We start from the raw sequence: 18,247 nt of genomic DNA, 5'->3' as shown, positions 1-18,247 counted from the left end.
AAAAATAATTTGTGCCAATGTTAACTTATATACCCAAGTAACCTCAAGGCGCAGAACTTAACGCTGCGCTGTCACAGGGCAAGCTTTATGCTTTTGATTTCATTAAACGTTGAGATAATGCAACGACAATCTAACTCATCCAACGTTGCCACTGTTGCGTCACACACTCTCTTTCTTCAACAAAGCGTGATTTATCAACATCCGCTTCTTGATTAAGTAGATTTCTATGATGAATTTCATCTCTCAAAGTTGTGTATGCATGGTTCAGTCGCTGCATATCTTGCTCGGATACGATCTCTTGCTGAGCAAGAGATTCAAAAATACGTACATTGTCAGACCACCGAGTAAGAGAAATGTTCTCCGAGCTGTAACGAAGAACCAGATATTGAGCTAAAAACTCAATATCTGTAATTCCTCCGGTGTCTTGTTTGAGCATAAAACGACCCGCCTTTTTACCACCAAGGTGATCACGCATTTTTTCTCGCATATCAACCACTTGTTTTTTAAGCTCGCTCTCTTCTCTTGGTAACGCCAATACTTTATTACGAATATTACTAAACGCTTTCACCAAAGAGTGGTCACCATAAATTAGACGAGTTCTGACCAATGCCTGATGTTCCCACGTCCAAGCGTCATTTAACTGATACTCTTCAAACGCTTCCACCGGGCTGACTAACAAACCAGACGCACCAGATGGACGAAGTCTTGTATCCACTTCATAAAGGATGCCCGATGCCGTTCGAATAGAGAATATATGAATAATTCGTTGCGCTAAGCGAAGATAAAACTGTCGACTATCAATCTGTTTCTTCCCTGTGGTATAGCTCGAAACAGGACAGTCATGCATAAACACAATGTCTAGATCGGAATTGTAGCCAAGTTCCCAGCCGCCAACTTTTCCGTAGCCAATAACCGCTAGCCCTTTGCTGTGACTATCCTTTAAGTAATCCGGCTCACCATATTTCTCACTCAGTTGTAGCCACGCTTGGTTGATGACCGCTTCTACAATGGCTTCCGCTAAATAGGTTAAATGGTCACTCACCTTCATCACTGGCAGAGCCCCGGCAATATCAGCCGCGGCAATACGTAAAATACATATCTGCTTAAACTGCCTTAATCCCTCGATCTGCTGCTCCATATCATCTTCAGGGATACGAGCAAGGAAATCTCGTAACTCCACTTTATAAGAATCAAGGGCAATAGGGTTATAGAGTTGCTGCGGATCAAGCAGCTCATCAAGCAGTATTGGATGGCGGCTCAATTGCTCAGAAATCATTGGGCTAGCAGTGCATAAACGCACTAACTGAGTTAACGCCGCCGTATGTTCATCCAGCAACTCGAGATAGGTTGTTCGTGTTGAAATCTTGTGCAGCAACTGCAACACCCTAGGCAAGCCATATTGAGCATCCTTGTGCGCAAAAATCGCCTGAAACACTTTTGGCATCAGCTTATTAAGTACGTCTCGTCCTCTTGGGCCTAAGGTTTTTTTCGCCAAATCGGCTTTAAATTGAATAATGGTGTTGGCGTCTTTCTCTGCATCTTGGCTGTTAATATCTTCGCGCAATACATCTTGAATAACGTCCTCTGAATGGGCCATATCCCACAGTTCAGAGAAGTGTTTATCAACAGGCGTACTCTCTTCTTCAACATCCCCTATTAGATTCTCAAAAACAGTATGAACATTTTCCATGTGCTTGGCTGTTTTCTCTCGCATGACCTGCCAATTGTCCTCTCCCATCGCACAGGCAAGCATGGCTTGTTCTTCTTCTCCATCAGGAAGCGTTTGAGTCTGTTTATCCGCCATAGCCTGCATAAGGTTCTCTAACTTACGCAAAAAACAGTATGCCGTGTGAAGTTGTGTCACATCCTCACTATCCAACAAATTTAGCTCATCAATAGCCTGTAACGTCTGCAATAAACCGCGTCCACGTAAAGACGGTTCTCTGCCGCCTCGGATAAGTTGGAATACTTGTGCGATAAACTCTATTTCTCTAATGCCCCCAGCTCCCAGCTTAATGTTGTTACTAAGCTGCCGGCGACGAACTTCACTAGAGATCATCGACTTCATTCTTCGCAATGACTGAATCGCACTAAAATCAATATAACGACGAAAAACAAATGGCCGTAACATCTGTCGCAACTCTTGGTATTCTGGGTACATCTCGCGCCCCATTACCCGAGCCTTAATCATCGCGTAGCGTTCCCAGTCTCTGCCTTGTTCTTGATAATAGTCTTCTAAAGCAGCAAAACTCATTACCAAGGGGCCACTTTCCCCAAAAGGTCGTAACCGCATATCTACCCGATAACAGAAACCATCAAACGTCTGTTGATCCAACGCTTTAATAATTCTCTGGCCTAAGCGGGTAAAAAATTGCGCGTTAGCAATGCTTCGTCTTGCCCCTTGAGTCTCACCATTTTCCGGGTAAGTAAATATAAGATCGATATCCGAAGAAAAGTTAAGTTCTCCCCCACCCAGTTTTCCCATACCGATGATCAGCATAGGTTGAGCGTCACCATTCTCGTTGCAAGGTGTTCCCCACTCGCCACAGCAGATCTGATATTGCCACTGATAAGTCTCAAAGATCATCGCTTCAGCCAGCATAGAGAGGTGACTAAGGCTCTGCTGCAAACTCCAACTAGCCGAAAAATCTCGCCACGCTATGTTGACCATTTCTCGTCGTCGAAACTGGCGAAGCACTTTAAGCCCTGCGGCTTCATCGCGACACTCTTGCAACTGCGTACTCAATGCTTGTCGGTATTGTGGTGAACGGTCACTGTCTGCCAGCATAGAAGGAAGAAGTGAACAGAGTTCTTCATCTTGGCTCAGTGATTCACACACAAAACGGCTCAGGGGTAATACCCGCTTTGACTCTTCAACTCTTAACGAGGGCCACTCATTTATCACTAACTGGCTCTGTTCTGGCAACTGGTCAAACGATTTTTGATATTGTTGGGAAAGGCTATCTGGTCGCTGCATTACACATCCTTGCTCTGCATCAGTTCTGTATTTAGCCTCAACTGGGGATAAGAAAGTCAAAACTCCATATTTAATAATAAGTTAAGCTTTAACTAGGCGCAGTGCTGCTACTTTAGATGGATGACAAGGCAAAATTATAAGTGATAGTTATTCTATCACGTTGATTTTAACGAAGTCAGACACTATAAGAGCAGTACTGAGCGGCTTAAATTATCCCGAGCTGAGGTTATTTAGTTAATCTCACCACTCTAACAATAAAAAACGCCCGCTTAAACTAAGCGGGCGTCGTATTTTGATATCAAAATAGTTTGTGTATTAATTACACCTTAAATGACTGAATTTTCCCGTCCAGTTCTTCCGCATTACTTTGCATGATCTCTGAAGTCTCTAACAACTCAGTCACCACCACAACCGAAGCTTCAACCAACTCTCTAACATTATTCAAGTTTTGGTTCATCTCTTCAGCCACACTACTTTGTTGATCGGCGGCTGTGGCGATTTGGAAGTTCATATCATTAATATTGTTCACTTGCTCAACAATGCCATTCAACTCTTCACCCGCATTGGTAACGAGCTCGGCACCATCCGCCGCTTCCACAACACTTTTTTCCATTAACTCTACTGCCGAGTTAGCACTGCTTTGCAGTTGAGAGATCATCTCTTGAATTTCAACCGTAGCGGTTTGTGTGCTCTGCGCTAGATTACGCACTTCGTCAGCCACCACAGCAAAGCCACGACCCGCTTCACCGGCTCTCGCCGCTTCAATGGCCGCATTCAGAGCCAACAAGTTGGTCTGTTCAGAAATGCCCTGAATAGTACCCACAACGCTACCAATAGCCTCAACTCGTTCTTCAACTTGGTTTACTGCATTAGCAGACTGGCTAATATCGGTGGAAAGCTCACGCATTTTTTGCACACTGTCTTGCACAAAATTCTGGCCTGTTTTCGCTTGTTGTGAGGCATTCTCTGTCACTGACGACGCATTTTTAGCGTGCTCAGCAACCGTTAGAACTGTGCTGGTCATCTCTCCCATCGCCGTCGCCAATGAATCAATTTCATTAAACTCTTCTTGAGAGGACTCTTTTGTTTCAGACATGCTGAGTGTCATGATTTCCGTCATTTCTGACAACTCTTGCGAAGAGTTCACCTGAGCCTTAATCACGTCTTGAAGTTGTACGCGAGTCTTCTCTAACTCACGGGCAAGATCACCATATTCGTCTTTACAATCTAGCTCAACGGGCACAGATAGATTCTTACTGGCCATCATTTTTATGCTTTCAATTATATAGTTAGTCTGACGTAACATGACATGTGCCGCCCCTAATAAGACACCAACAAAGATCACGATCATCGCTAACGTCTGCCATATAATTTCGGTAACATAAGCATCATAGTATGACTGTGCAATTTGTGAGCTTTGCGATACCACCACTAACCAATTTGCATCTGCTAGCTTTTCAGCATGGAATAATGATTCACCATCGTTCAGCTCAAAAGCGACGCTTTTGCTGTTACCAGATAACAGCTGAGATAAAGCTCGCCCGTCATCTGTATTGCCACTAAACCCGCTGACTGTTTTAATCTTTGGATGCCCAGACACTTTTCCACTATCAAGATCAATCAAAAAGGTAAACTGACCTTGTTGATGTTTCGCATCTAATATCGCGAACGCTTTATCTACATCTATTTCACTATTATCTATCGCTAGCACTTTATCTAATATGCGAGCCTCAGCCATAGCAAAGCTCGCCGTTTGGTCTTTTTGTACTGACAGTACCGACTGATAAAAGGTGTTGGCATCCCATAACTGCTTAGCAATAATTAGGACGGTACTCAATACCATTAAAATAACTAATTTTGGCACCAAACGAATGTCGGTAATTAGTCTTTCCCACGGTTTAATCTTTATGCTTGCCATTACAAATTCTCCACGTATTCTTTAAGTACTGGCGCGAACGTCAAATAGTGATTATTAAAATAAGGTCACTGTTTATTCACTTGTGTCGATACTTTATTCCATTTATTTCGAGCTGCGAATGAAAAACAATCATAACAAAAATGACTTAAAACCCATGAGTCTTATGTCACTGTTACTCTCTTTTTTATCGCTATTTGTGATCTCTGGGTTGTTATTTATGACACTGGAGCCAAACACATACCGTATTCTTCTCGGTTTAGATACGCTCATCTGCTGTTTATTTCTTTTTCAGCTCACTATTGACCTAATACGTTCTAACAACCGTCGCAAATACTTGCAATCACATTGGATAGATTTTGTCGCGAGCATCCCATTGATCGAACCACTTAGATATGGGCGGCTGATGCAAATATTTAGAGTATTAAGAATTATCCGTTCGGGTAAAGAAGTTTGGCGACTGCTACAAAGAAACCGAAAAGAGGCCACCATAGCCTCCATCTTGTTTTTGTTAGTCATGTTACTCACCGTCGCGTCAACGCTGATTATTGCCGTTGAAGCAACGGATCCCTCTGCCAATATAACATCCACTGGAGATGCACTATGGTGGGCTTTTGTGACCGTAAGTACCGTAGGTTACGGTGACTACTATCCCGTCACAACCGTCGGTAAGGTTATAGCGACAGTCGTTATCATTTGTGGGGTGGGTATTTTTGGCATGATATCAGGTTTGATGACGTCTATTATTACCACTCCGGCACATCAACATCATCGTCCTAAAAGTGAAGATAACCATCAGTTGTTAGAGCAGATCTTGCATCAGCAACAACAGCTAGAGAAAAAGCTCGATAAATTAGAACAATCTGTTTCTCAAATTAAAAATAGCCAATAGGTCAGTATTGGCTATTCATTTATAAACCCTAAAGCTCATTGACCTCAGCTCAGGCAGGTTGCTACCTCTTATTAGTATGGCTTTGTTAACGTCTAACTACGCCAATAAGGTTCCGCTTCCACACCCATCATTCTTGTTTGCTCCATAGCGTGAAGAATGGACGATTCTTGACGAGCGATCCAACGTTGCAACTGACCTTTGTCTTCCTCTTCTAACTCTTCTACCAAAGACTGTAATGGTTCTAAAGTGAGAAGATCATCAATACCACTGGACAAATCTGCCCAAGGAAGACGAAATGAGTTGCGCTGCTCAATATCATAAATCGCAGCAAAGCAGATACCAGTATACAAGTTACGCATTAATCGATAACGTTGGTCGATAAACTCCTGACGAGACAGCTCTCTTTCCGGAGGGAAAGCTTCCATCAACTCAGCCCAAGTTCTGTCTAACTGCTTTTGTGAGAAACGACTAATACCTCTTGCCATTTTCTCTCTAGCGCTGTCATCCAAAAATGGCTGCCATCCTCTTGCCAATAACCAACGGCTAAGATCCAACAGCAACCCTGTATAACGAGCGGAGGTAAGCAACGTTACGACATCCTCTTCATTAGGCAACTGCTCTTTTTGTTGTTGCAAGCGTTTCAGTAGCTGTTTACGCGCATCAAGTTTACGCAGTGCATGTCCCTTATCTTCACAAAGGTCATCAATATAGTCAGCAGTTTTAAGCCAAGCCAACTCTTCATCAAGCCATTTAAGCTCTTGACGTAATATCGCGCTCGCTCGTCTTGGTACAATACCGCCAAATACCGTGAGTATTTGACGAATAAATGAAATGGAGTAACTGATTTGGTGAAGCGCAGGTAGCGACGTTTGTTCAAAATAAATTTGTTCATGACGATGCCAGTGGGCCAACGCATGTTCTAGTGACTTAACAAAACAGACTTCTACCGAATCGGCTTTGTTGGCAGCAACTAATGCCAATGGTTTCACTTCATCACTGCTGCTGCCTTGCGCTAAACGGTAACCTCGTGCGGCTTTACTCAAATTGCCTAACCGCATTCCTCCGTCTTCGCTCAATGTTCTTGCTAAAGTAAATAACGCATCCGCCTGACCAGACTTGAGTTCCAATTCAACTTCACAAATAGGTTCTTCTTTATCACCGGCAACAACAACACCTTGATCAAATGCCACTTCCACTTGGCTACCATCAGCCATTCCCACTAGCCATTGCTCTCTAGTGAAGTTTGTTGAAAATATGGGACTTAGCTCACTTTGCAACTGTAAAACATCTTTACCTTTCGGCCAGATATCTTCTGGATGAAGAGACAATTCAGGCTCATTGCAATTGTGTTCAGCGTTGTATTCAGGGCGTTGATGTAATCCCGCAACGACTCGGCCGGAGGTTTTCACTGTCTGAACAAAAACCTCGTCAAAGCGTCGAATACGTAAACCTATATCATGTTTACGCAACCAGTTGTCTTGAGTGTCAAAGTAGGTATTGCCTAGCTCTCTACAACTGTTCTGAAGTACTTTTGTTTGTGCGATCTTCTGCGTTAATATCTCTGAAAAATCTGGGGCAACAAAGAACTTCAGTTCTATTTCGGTTTCCATAGTTTTACCTTAAAAAGACGATACAGACAGGATATTGCCTATTTTCCACCACGGCAAGCGCCAAATTTCACACAACTGATGATCTAAATCAGTTTTAATGAGTAATTTATTAGGTTACCATGCGCCACTTTATAGCCCTATGGACACCGTGATAATGAAACATGGTGTATGTTTAAATTAGGTTTATATTTTTTTGAGTTTGAATACTATGCCAGTAAATACGATCATGGGATTGTTTGCTAAGTCCCCTATAAAACCTCTACAACGACATGTTGCAGTTGTGGATCGCTGTTGTTTCCGCCTGATTGACTTTTTTGAAGCTTGTAATCAGGGAGATTGGGAAAAAGCAGAGACCATCCGCTCTACAATATCAGAGTTAGAAAAAGAGGCTGATGTACTGAAGCGAGAAATCCGCCTCAAACTTCCTAGTGGCTTGTTTATGCCCGTTAGTCGTACAGATATGCTAGATCTGTTAAGACAACAAGATATGTTAGCTAACTTAGCTAAAGATATCGCCGGACGTGCGTTAGGAAGAAAATTACAAGTCCCAACCCCTATCTATGAAAACTTTATCGAATACCTAAAACGTTGCCTAGATGCCGCTGCATTAGCGCACAAGGTTGTTCAGGAATTTGATGAGTTACTAGAAACCGGATTCAAAGGCCGAGAAGTTGAACTAGTGGCCGACATGATTCATCAGTTGGACGTAATTGAAGATGATACTGACTCTATGCAGATTCAGCTTCGTCAAGATCTTATGGCAATTGAGCATGAATACAGTCCGATAGACGTCATGTTTTTATACAAAATTTTAGAATGGGTTGGCGAAATAGCCGACCAGTCGCAGCGCGTCGGTGCTCGATTAGAAATAATGCTTTCTGATTCTTAAAATTTAAAGTCACTATGTTCGTTCAGAAAATATACGCTGAAATGAGGCGTAGAAGGTAGTTACCCTTCAAGAAACTGAACAACTCAACTACTTAGGTACTAAGATGGATATCCTCGCTAACTACGGCACTGTCCTAATTATTATTGCTGCACTGTTCGGATTTTTAATGGCCATTGGTATTGGCGCAAATGATGTTGCTAATGCCATGGGAACCTCTGTAGGTTCTAAAGCGATTACCGTTAAACAAGCGATAATTATCGCAATGATTTTCGAGTTCGCTGGTGCGTATCTTGCCGGCGGTGAAGTCACCGATACCATCCGAAAAGGTGTTATTGAAACGTCACTTTTTGCAGATAAGCCTGATGTTCTTGTCTTCGGAATGATGTCTGCACTATTAGCTGCGGGAACATGGTTATTACTGGCCTCTTTTATGGGTTGGCCTGTATCCACTACTCACTCAATCATTGGTGCAATCATTGGTTTTGCCCTTGTTTCTGTTGGTTCAGAAGCCATTGACTGGGGCTCAGTTCAAGGCATTGTTGGCAGTTGGATAGTTACCCCTCTCATATCCGGTATTATCGCCTACTACATATTTCTCAGTGCGCAACGGCTGATATTTAATACTGAATCACCACTACAAAACGCTAAGCGCTTTGTTCCTGTGTACATGTTTATCACCACAATGGTAATTGCACTGGTTACCATTAAAAAAGGTCTTAAGCATGTCGGGTTACATTTAACCGGTGTTGAAGCTTGGGGATGGGCGATTGCTGTTTCTGCTATGGTAATGGTGGGCGGTTATCTCTATATCGGTAAAAAGTTCGCTAAGCGTACTGAAGATCATAGTTTTGCTGGTGTTGAGAAAATTTTCAGCACGCTAATGGTGATTACCGCTTGTGCCATGGCCTTTGCTCATGGTTCAAATGACGTAGCTAACGCAATTGGGCCACTTTCTGCTATCGTTTCTACCATTCAAAATATGGGTGAAATTACAACGAAAAGCTCCATCGCATGGTGGATACTGCCACTAGGTGGGTTAGGCATCGTATTTGGTCTAGCGACTATGGGTCATAAAGTAATGGCAACCGTAGGCACAGGCATTACAGAACTCACACCAAGCCGTGGCTTTGCTGCGCAGTTAGCAACAGCTTCAACCGTTGTGTTGGCTTCGGGTACTGGGCTTCCAATTTCCACCACACAAACCCTTGTAGGGGCTGTATTAGGTGTTGGTTTTGCTCGTGGTATTGCGGCTCTTAATTTAGGTGTAGTACGCAACATTGTGGTTTCATGGGTGGTTACCCTACCCGCTGGTGCCATCTTATCTGTTGTTTTCTACTACATCATCAAAGCAGCATTTAGCTAAGCTTAGATCACTTATCTCCTTACCGATAATTGTCACTAGATAGCGGCAATTATCGGTAAATAATACCTAAGCTTTTTATTAAATATGGATTTTTGATTTTCTTATCCCGCGTTAAGGTTAATCAAGCTTCCTCTATGAAACTGCACTTAAGTTACCTTCACTCATAATTACCATCATATCGGTAGATTTCTATTAGATAATCAAATCCGTATTTAGCTAACTTATGTTAGAGTAGTGTCATATTTGACTCAATCGCACATAAAGGGGCGTTTTACCTCCCTCTTTTGTTGCACGACCAAAAGAAACTTCTTACTATTCCACCTATAAGCGAAAGGTTAACTCTATTAACCATAGTCTCACTAAAGGAACCATAAAGGGACACACTGTGAAAAAACTGTTTTCTATTGTTTTATTTGTCTGCTTAGCAACACCAAATGCATTTGCTGCTCAACGTTATATTGCTGACAATCTATTTACTTACATGCACGCTGGTCCAAACAACCAGTTTCGAATTATTGGTAGCGTCAACGCTGGTGATAAAGTCAACCTGGTTGATACCAACAAAGAATCAGGTTACAGCCAAGTGGTCGATAGCAAAGGGCGTAAAGGCTGGGTAGAAAGCCGCTTTGTAACTCGTCAAGCTAGCATGGCAGAGCGACTACCAAAGCTAGAAGAAGAACTCGCTAGCGTAAAAGAGCAGCTTTCTAACGCACGTAAAAACTCAGATGAAGAACAAGCTGGATTAATGCAATCTCTAGATAGCCGTAACGCTCAAATTAAAGAGCTGGAAAACAGCTATAGCGATATCAGCCAGAAACTCACTTCATCCCAAACTGAGATCCGTGAACTAAGAGCCAGACTGGATACTCAAAAAGAAGATCTACTGCTTAAATACTTTATGTACGGCGGTGGCGTTGCGGGTGGCGGCTTGTTACTTGGACTTATTCTTCCTGGTATTATGCCAAGAAGAAAAAAATCAAATAACGGCTGGGCTTAATACCCACACAAATATTAATGACATGTTAAATAAAAAGGCCAATGGATCTAACATTGGCTTTTTTATTGATAACGCCTGCTTAAAAACCTTTAGCTTACCCTGAAATAACCCTACAAAAAGTAGTTGATTCCATTAAACTTTTTATTCTGCCGCAAAAAACAATAACTATTCCCTATCATTAGCCTAGTCATTATGTGATCGTTATTTATGTTTTACATATTATTAACATTGACCTAGTGTTAAATTGATTCAAATCAAAACAACTCATTCCACTAATTCATTACCCTAGTGACCTAATTGCTAATTGGAGTTCAAAATGGGGAATACTTTAGAAAGACTAAAGACTTTAGTTGTGCTTATCTTTACGGTCTTAAGTTTATGTTACTCCCCACTGTCTCAGGCTCTGTTTGTTAGCCCGGCGAAAGATCCTTTACCCATCATTGAGGAGACATTTCCTCAAGCGACATCCATATCAGACAAGCAAGGCCCTCCACTGCTTAGAGTCATTAAAAAACAAGATGACATACTCGGCTATGCGTTTGAGACAAATGATATCGCTAAGATTCCCGCCTACTCAGGCGAGCCCGTCAACATGTTGGTGATCATCGACCCTGACGGCAATTACCTCGCATCAAAAGTACTTGAGCACCATGAACCCATTATTTTGGCTGGTATTCCAGAGAAAAAACTGTGGGATTTTAGCGATCAATATGTCGGCTTGTCTGTTAAAGACCGGATTAAAGTCGGTGGCAAGCCCAACCAAAATTACATTCCTATTGATGGTTTATCCGGAGCAACCGTGACCGTCATGGTCATGAACGTCGCCATTACTAAAGCGGCAACAAAAGCCGCTGAGTCTCTAGGTATCATTCAAGCAAAATCAAAAATCATTCAACCTATTTCCACCATTAAGAAAGATATTTTCTCTGACAAAAACTGGTTTGATTTAACCGGTGATGGCTCCATAAGAAAACTGTTCTTAGATAACAAAACCGTTCAACAAGCCTTTAATGGCACCGATGCGGAAAAGGTCGATACCGTTGCAGATAGCAAAAAAGACGACATGTTTGCTGAACTCTATTATGCCATCGCAGATATCCCAACGATCGGGAAAAACCTTTTTGGCGAGGCAGAGTATCAATGGCTAACAAAAGATCTAAAAGCCGGTGAGCACCTTATCGCGGTTTTCGGTAATGGATACTCCTACAAAGGGTCAGGCTACGTTCGTGGCGGTATATTTGACCGTATTCAAGTACACCAAAATGACAACGAAATATCATTTCGAGATTTAGACCACACTCGAATTACAGACTTGTACACCGATGGCACACCCAAGTTCAAAGAGATGTCGGTGTTTAAAGTGCCCGCCCATCACGACTTTGATCCGGGAGCCAGTTGGCAAATAGAATTATTAGTCCGTCGACAAACCGGGCCAATTGATAGTGTATTTACCAGTTTTAAAGGGCGTTACGACACATTAGAGCAGTACGTTGATACACCACCAGCCATTATTCCACCACCAGAACTAACACTGGCAGAGCAAGTGTGGAAAGAGCATCAAGTCACCGTCATTATATTAACCGCAATGCTTGCGTCCTTAATATTAATGCTATTTTTCCAAGATATTCTGGTTCGCCACCCCACATTTATGCATAGATTCCGTCATGGTTTCTTAGCCATTACGGTTATCTTTATCGGTTGGCAATGGGGTGGGCAGCTCTCTGTCGTTAACGTGTTCACCTTTCTTCACGCTTTAATGTCAGAATTCTCTTGGGATCTGTTCTTGCTCGATCCAGTGATCTTTATTTTATGGAGCGCAGCGGCAGTAACCATGCTGTTGTGGGGACGAGCGGTATACTGCGGTTGGCTATGCCCATTTGGTGCGCTTCAAGAGCTAATAAATCAGTTTGCCCGTTATATAAAAATCCCACAGTTCGAACTACCTTGGGCAGTCCACGAGCGCTTATGGGCCATTAAATATCTAATTTTACTGGCACTCTTTGCCTTATCTTTAGACTCATTAGCGCTAGCCGAACAGTTTGCGGAAATAGAACCGTTCAAAACTACCTTCTTACTCAAGTTTGACCGCGAATGGCCATTCATCGCATGGGCGGTCTTGCTATTGGTGATCAACATATTCAACCGCAAAACGTTTTGCCGCTATTTGTGCCCACTTGGAGCGGCTTTATCCGTCTCCAATAGCGTTCGTCTGTTCGACTGGCTAAAACGTCGCCCTGAATGTGGTTCCCCTTGCAAAATCTGCGCGAAAGAGTGTGAGATTCAAGCCATTCAGCCTGATGGCGTAATCAACATGCGTGAATGCCATTACTGCCTTGATTGCCAGATAACTTATTCAAATGACAAGAAATGTCCGCCACTGAAAAAGGCGGCATATAAAAAACGTAACACCGATATACCAATACAAGAGCTATAGAAAATACGCTTATCGCGTTAGATGAACCGCGTCTTACTGTAAGCAATTTCTAGAACGTCAGCACCCTACATCAAAAATGGAGACTCATTATGAGTGACGACAATAATGCACAGGACAACGATAACAGCCCAGTAAATAATGACCGACGCAAGTTCTTTGGAAAAAGTGCTGCGATTGGTCTAGGAGTAGCGGCGGCCCCAATGACGGCCGCAATGTTTGCTTCTATGGCGAAAGCGCAAGCTGAAGAGATCAGAAACAGCACCGTTGTTCATCCTGGCGAACTTGACGAATATTATGGATTTTGGAGTGGTGGCCACTCTGGAGAGGTTCGTATATTAGGCATTCCGTCTATGCGTGAACTGATGAGAATCCCGGTATTTAATACCGACAGCGCAACCGGCTGGGGATTAACAAACGAAAGTAAACGCATTAAAGGGGATAGTGCAAACATACTTCTTGGAGACTCTCATCACCCTCATATGAGTATGACAGACGGCCGCTACAACGGTAAATATGTCTTTATTAATGACAAAGCAAATTCACGAGTTGCTCGCATCCGCTGCGATGTAATGAAGTGCGATAAAATGCTAACAATCCCTAACGTTCAAGCCATACATGGTTTACGTGTACAGAAAGCCCCTTATACCAAGTATGTAATCTGTAATAGTGAGTTTGAAATTCCAATGAACAACGATGGCAAGTCATCACTAGAAGATGTCAGCACTTATCGTTCACTGTTCAATGTCATTGATGCAGAAACCATGGAAATGGCCTTTCAAGTTATGGTTGACGGCAACCTCGATAACACAGATGCTGATTTTGACGGCAAATATTTTGCCTCAACCTGTTACAACTCTGAAATGGGAATGAACCTTGGAGAGATGATCACGGCTGAACGCGATCATGTGGTCATCTTTAATCTTGCACGTTGTGAAGAAGCGATAAAAGCCGGCAATTTCAAAACCTATAATGGCAACAATGTTCCCGTTGTCGATGGCAGAAAGGGCTCCGAGCTGACCCGTTATATTCCTGTTCCTAAGTCACCTCACGGCATGAACACCTCTTCAGATGGCAAATACTTTGTTGCTAACGGTAAGCTATCTCCAACCGTTTCTGTTATTGCTATTGATAAGCTCGATGCTCTGTTCAATGACACCATTCAGCCTCGTGACACCATTGTTGCTGAGCCAGAACTGGGATTAGGGCCACTGCATACCGCCTTCGATAACCGCGGTAATGCTTATACGACACTCTTCTTAGATAGCCAAATCGCCAAGTGGAATGTAGAAGACGCCATCAAAGCGCACAACGGAGAGAAGGTAAACTACGTTAGACAAAAACTAGACGTACACTATCAGCCGGGCCATAACCATACATCAATGGGTGAAACCCGAGACGCCGATGGTAAATGGTTAGTCTCACTCTGTAAGTTTGCCAAAGACCGTTTCTTACCCGTTGGTCCACTTCACCCTGAGAACGATCAGTTAATTGATATCTCAGGCGATGAAATGAAACTGGTTCACGATGGGCCAACCTACGCAGAACCACATGACTGTATTATTGTTCACCGTAGCAAAGTGAAGCCAAACAAAGTCTGGTCTCGCGATGACTCAATATTTGCAGAAACCGTCGCCATCGCTAAGAAAGATGGTGTTGACGTAATGACAGAAAGCAAGGTTATAAGAGACGGAAATAAAGTCCGTGTTTATATGACCTCTGTCGCGCCGACATTTGGTTTAAATGAGTTCAAAGTGAAGTTGGGAGATGAGGTCACCATCATTATTACTAACCTTGATATGGTTGAAGATGTTAGCCACGGGTTCTGTATGACTAACTACGGCGTTCAAATGGAGATCAGTCCACAAGCCACCGCTTCGATTACATTTACCGCCGATAAACCTGGAGTTTATTGGTATTACTGTAACTGGTTCTGCCATGCTCTACATATGGAGATGCGTGGACGAATGTTTGTTGAGGCTTAACCCTTAGCAGATACAAGATTAAGGCTTCTTTATCGTATAAATTTGCTAGTTATATTGATAGAGAAGCCTTGCTTACCGGCTCAAGTGGCTTAATTGACTCATTAGGATATATGGATTGAACAAAACACTTTGCTTCACTCTGCTTGCTCTCAGTTTACTGCACACCGAACTAAGTGCCGCTGTATTCACCGTCACGAGTAACGACAACTTACAATCTCGTCTCGACAGCACAAACAATGGCGATACGGTTTTACTTGAACCGGGCACCTATGTGGGCAACTTTGTGGTTAACAACAGCATTACGCTCGCAGGGAAAGAAGGCGCCTTGATCGATGCAGGCGGGTACGGCAACGCCATTACACTACAACAATCTAATACCACCATAGAAAATCTCACCATTGTCAATTGGGGCAAAAACTTAACTGAGCAAAACGCCGCCATTTATCTCGATAAAAAAACAGACAATATCGTCATTAGAAATAACCACTTAACAGGGGATGGCTTTGGATTTTGGTTGCAAAAAACTCAGCATCTATTAGTAGAAAACAACACCATTAAGGGCAACCCTCAATTACGCTCAGCGGACAGAGGTAATGGTATTCAATTGTCTGCGGTTAAACATGCCAAAGTGATTGGCAATACCATCAGCAATACTCGTGATGGTTTATATATCATCTCCAGCCAAAACAGTGAACTTAGAAACAACCTGATGCGTGACATGCGGTATGGTGTTCACTATATGTACTCACATAGCAATACAGTGGTAGACAACCGAACTTATAACACTCGTGCCGGCTACGCTTTAATGAGTTCGAATCGACTAACCGTACATGGTAATCAAAGTAACGACAGTGAAGACTACGGTATGTTAATGAACTTCATTACCTACTCTGACATCAGTTACAACTCCATCAATCATGTTTGGACAAAGCCTGAAAACAAAGTGATGGGCCGTGAAGGTAAAGGGCTATTTATCTATAACTCCGCCTACAACACCATAAGTTACAACACTATTGATACCGCCGAGATCGGCATTCACCTCACTGCCGGGTCAGAAAATGGCAAAATATTTGCCAACAACTTTATCAACAACCCGGTTCAGGTGAAGTATGTATCAAATCGCAAACAAGAGTGGTCTCAACAAAATATTGGCAACTATTGGAGTAACTATTTAGGTTGGGATCTCGACAATGATCAAATTGGCGACACACCTTTTGAGCCTAATGACGGCATAGATAAAATGGTTTGGAAATACCCAGAGGCAAAAGTGCTTTTGGATAGCCCTTCAGTGTTGATGCTGCGCTGGATTCAAAAACAGTTTCCACTGCTTAAGCCCGCAGGCGTCAAAGATTCTAACCCTTTAATATCACCGACCAACTCCAAAGCCCAGTTTTTACAGTCCAGCAAATACGCTACGGACAATAAAGGAAAGAATTTATGAGCAATCCTGTCGTCGTATTGGAAAAGGTGACCAAGCAATACAAACAGCTCCTCGCTCTCAGCGAGATAGACTTAACTCTCGACAGCGGAGAAGTGCTCGGTCTATTTGGTCACAATGGTGCAGGTAAAACAACCATGATGAAGCTTATCTTGGGGATTATTCCTGCAACAAAAGGACACATCGAAGTATGTGGTGTCGACCCAAAAAGTAAACAAGCATGGCACAGCCGAAAAAGCATTGGCTACTTACCGGAAAATGTCAGTTTTTACGATCAACTCACTGGCCAAGAAGTACTAACCTACTTTTCTCGTTTAAAGTCCGAACCGACTAAACATATCCCTTCTCTACTGCAAAAAGTAGGCTTAGATCATGCTGCACAACGTCAAGTCAAAACATACTCAAAAGGGATGCGACAGCGGCTGGGGTTGGCTCAAGCATTTCTCGGTAAACCCAAATTACTGCTATTAGATGAACCAACGGTGGGGCTAGACCCTATTGCAACTCAAGAGTTTTACTCCAGTGTCGATCAACTAAAAAATGACGGTGCCAGCATTATATTATGCTCTCACGCCTTATCTGGCGTCGAGCAGCACATCGACAGAGCCATGATTCTATCTTCAGGACACCCCATTGCCATGGGCACGTTAGAGCAGCTAAGGCAACATGCTCAGTTGCCCGTTATCATTAAAGCGAAAGGGATAAACCGTGATTTAGCAAACGACCGTGCATTAGCACCTTATCTCGTCTCTACCGATCAATTACACATTCCTGAGCATTTAAAAATGACGACATTAAAAGCGCTGTTAACACACGCCGCACTGGAAGATGTTCAAATCGAAAACGCCAATCTAGAGCAGATCTACCAGCACTTTTTACAACAAGCTGAACAGCAAACGAACCATCAACGCGAGGGCCAATTATGAACCCTATCTTTGCCGTTGCATTAAAAGAGTTTCAAGATAGCCTTCGCAACCGTTGGTTTATTTCTATTACCTTCATATTTGCTTTGCTCTCCATTGGCCTTAGCTATTACGGAACAGTGGCGTCTGGACATATCTCCTCACCTTCCCTTTCTTCTACCATTGCCAGCCTATCAAGTTTGTCGGTATTTATTATTCCGTTGATCGCGCTGCTCCTTTGCTACGATAGCTTTGTAGGAGAGCAAGAGTCCGGCACCCTACTGTTGCTGATGACATACCCAATAAGCCACGGTCAACTCCTGCTAGGGAAATTTATAGGGCAAGGAGGCGTAATTGCGCTGGCAACCATTTTAGGTTTTGGTAGCGCCGCAGCGTTACTTCAATTAACCACTGACATGGTCGCCATCGGAGAAGCGTTCAGCCTATTTATCCTCACCTCAACCTTGCTGGGATTATGTTTTATCGCTCTTGCCTATGTCATTAGTTTACTGGTTTCAGAAAAATCAAAAGCAGCCGGTATTGCGCTAATACTGTGGCTGCTGTTCGTCATTATTTTTGATCTGGTTTTATTGGCACTATTAGTCGGTACCGATGAAATGGTCACTCAACATGGTTTAGTGCAGTTGATGATGTTTAACCCTGCCGATCTCTTCCGGCTGATCAATCTCTCTTCACTTAACAGTAGTGATGTTAACGGCGTGCTCTCTGTCGCCATCAACAGCAGTTATTCAACCTCGACATTGCTGCTAGTGATGCTCGCTTGGATTATTGCCCCGCTTAGCGTCGCGCTCATTATTTTTAAAAACAAAAACTTATAAGGCCCAAAT

12 protein-coding genes are annotated in these 18,247 nt (G+C 43.0%); 9 read left to right on the top strand and 3 right to left on the bottom strand.

What is annotated here, in order from left to right; all coding sequences use genetic code 11:
* Positions 1-130: 130 nt before the first annotated feature.
* Together glnE and F0227_RS07770 are read right to left on the bottom strand one after the other, a co-directional pair.
* Complete coding sequence (gene glnE / locus F0227_RS07775; RefSeq protein WP_171752631.1) at positions 131-2,977, bottom strand: bifunctional [glutamate--ammonia ligase]-adenylyl-L-tyrosine phosphorylase/[glutamate--ammonia-ligase] adenylyltransferase; 2,847 nt, start codon at positions 2,975-2,977, stop codon at positions 131-133.
* A gap of 319 nt (positions 2,978-3,296) precedes the next feature.
* Entirely contained in the window at positions 3,297-4,895 is a 1,599-nt protein-coding gene (locus F0227_RS07770) for a methyl-accepting chemotaxis protein (protein ID WP_171752630.1), read from the bottom strand.
* Between the two features lie 118 nt (positions 4,896-5,013).
* Between F0227_RS07770 and F0227_RS07765 the strand changes: the two genes are divergently transcribed.
* On the top strand, positions 5,014-5,784 hold the full coding sequence (locus F0227_RS07765) for an ion transporter (RefSeq protein ID WP_171752629.1): 771 nt from the start codon (positions 5,014-5,016) through the stop codon (positions 5,782-5,784).
* Between the two features lie 92 nt (positions 5,785-5,876).
* Here F0227_RS07765 and F0227_RS07760 read toward each other — a convergent pair whose 3' ends face one another.
* Complete coding sequence (locus F0227_RS07760) at positions 5,877-7,394, bottom strand: inorganic triphosphatase (protein ID WP_171752628.1); 1,518 nt, start codon at positions 7,392-7,394, stop codon at positions 5,877-5,879.
* Positions 7,395-7,602: 208 nt separating this feature from the next.
* Here F0227_RS07760 and F0227_RS07755 point away from each other — a divergent pair, with 208 nt between their 5' ends.
* The 8 genes from F0227_RS07755 (at position 7,603) to F0227_RS07720 (ending at position 18,238) form a co-directional block, all read left to right on the top strand.
* Positions 7,603-8,283, top strand: a complete 681-nt coding sequence (locus F0227_RS07755; RefSeq protein WP_171752627.1) for a TIGR00153 family protein — start codon at positions 7,603-7,605, stop codon at positions 8,281-8,283.
* Between the two features lie 103 nt (positions 8,284-8,386).
* Positions 8,387-9,646 (top strand): inorganic phosphate transporter, encoded by a 1,260-nt coding sequence (locus tag F0227_RS07750; RefSeq protein ID WP_171752626.1) that lies wholly within the window; start codon positions 8,387-8,389, stop codon positions 9,644-9,646.
* A 385-nt stretch (positions 9,647-10,031) separates the two neighbouring features.
* Positions 10,032-10,643, top strand: coding sequence for a TIGR04211 family SH3 domain-containing protein (locus F0227_RS07745; RefSeq protein ID WP_171752625.1), 612 nt, complete (start codon positions 10,032-10,034; stop codon positions 10,641-10,643).
* Between the two features lie 316 nt (positions 10,644-10,959).
* Entirely contained in the window at positions 10,960-13,077 is a 2,118-nt protein-coding gene (locus F0227_RS07740; RefSeq protein ID WP_171752624.1) for a NosR/NirI family protein, read from the top strand.
* 89 nt (positions 13,078-13,166) lie between these two features.
* Positions 13,167-15,059, top strand: coding sequence for a TAT-dependent nitrous-oxide reductase (gene nosZ, locus F0227_RS07735; protein ID WP_171752623.1), 1,893 nt, complete (start codon positions 13,167-13,169; stop codon positions 15,057-15,059).
* A 115-nt stretch (positions 15,060-15,174) separates the two neighbouring features.
* A complete protein-coding gene (locus F0227_RS07730) occupies positions 15,175-16,500 on the top strand; it encodes a nitrous oxide reductase family maturation protein NosD (protein WP_171752622.1) in 1,326 nt (441 codons plus the stop codon).
* A complete protein-coding gene (locus F0227_RS07725; RefSeq protein WP_171752621.1) occupies positions 16,497-17,423 on the top strand; it encodes an ABC transporter ATP-binding protein in 927 nt (308 codons plus the stop codon). The genes F0227_RS07730 and F0227_RS07725 overlap by 4 nt, the downstream gene beginning before the upstream one ends.
* A complete protein-coding gene (locus tag F0227_RS07720; RefSeq protein WP_171752620.1) occupies positions 17,420-18,238 on the top strand; it encodes an ABC transporter permease subunit in 819 nt (272 codons plus the stop codon). Before F0227_RS07725 ends, F0227_RS07720 begins: the two co-directional genes overlap by 4 nt.
* Positions 18,239-18,247: the final 9 nt, after the last annotated feature.

Origin of the sequence: Vibrio sp. 99-8-1 (genome assembly GCF_013114595.1) — a bacterium.
GTDB lineage: Bacteria > Pseudomonadota > Gammaproteobacteria > Enterobacterales > Vibrionaceae > Vibrio.
This window is presented reverse-complemented; position numbering and strand designations above follow the sequence as displayed.

What these genes read in the sequence shown, in the direction of transcription:
- nosZ (WP_171752623.1), top strand. Translation starts at nt 13,167, where the DNA reads ATGAGTGACGACAATAATGCACAGGACAACGATAACAGCCCAGTAAAT.
- F0227_RS07760 (WP_171752628.1), bottom strand. Translation starts at nt 7,394, where the DNA reads ATGGAAACCGAAATAGAACTGAAGTTCTTTGTTGCCCCAGATTTTTCA.
- F0227_RS07755 (WP_171752627.1), top strand. Translation starts at nt 7,603, where the DNA reads ATGCCAGTAAATACGATCATGGGATTGTTTGCTAAGTCCCCTATAAAA.
- F0227_RS07740 (WP_171752624.1), top strand. Translation starts at nt 10,960, where the DNA reads ATGGGGAATACTTTAGAAAGACTAAAGACTTTAGTTGTGCTTATCTTT.
- F0227_RS07750 (WP_171752626.1), top strand. Translation starts at nt 8,387, where the DNA reads ATGGATATCCTCGCTAACTACGGCACTGTCCTAATTATTATTGCTGCA.
- F0227_RS07725 (WP_171752621.1), top strand. Translation starts at nt 16,497, where the DNA reads ATGAGCAATCCTGTCGTCGTATTGGAAAAGGTGACCAAGCAATACAAA.
- F0227_RS07770 (WP_171752630.1), bottom strand. Translation starts at nt 4,895, where the DNA reads ATGGCAAGCATAAAGATTAAACCGTGGGAAAGACTAATTACCGACATT.
- F0227_RS07765 (WP_171752629.1), top strand. Translation starts at nt 5,014, where the DNA reads ATGAAAAACAATCATAACAAAAATGACTTAAAACCCATGAGTCTTATG.
- glnE (WP_171752631.1), bottom strand. Translation starts at nt 2,977, where the DNA reads ATGCAGCGACCAGATAGCCTTTCCCAACAATATCAAAAATCGTTTGAC.
- F0227_RS07720 (WP_171752620.1), top strand. Translation starts at nt 17,420, where the DNA reads ATGAACCCTATCTTTGCCGTTGCATTAAAAGAGTTTCAAGATAGCCTT.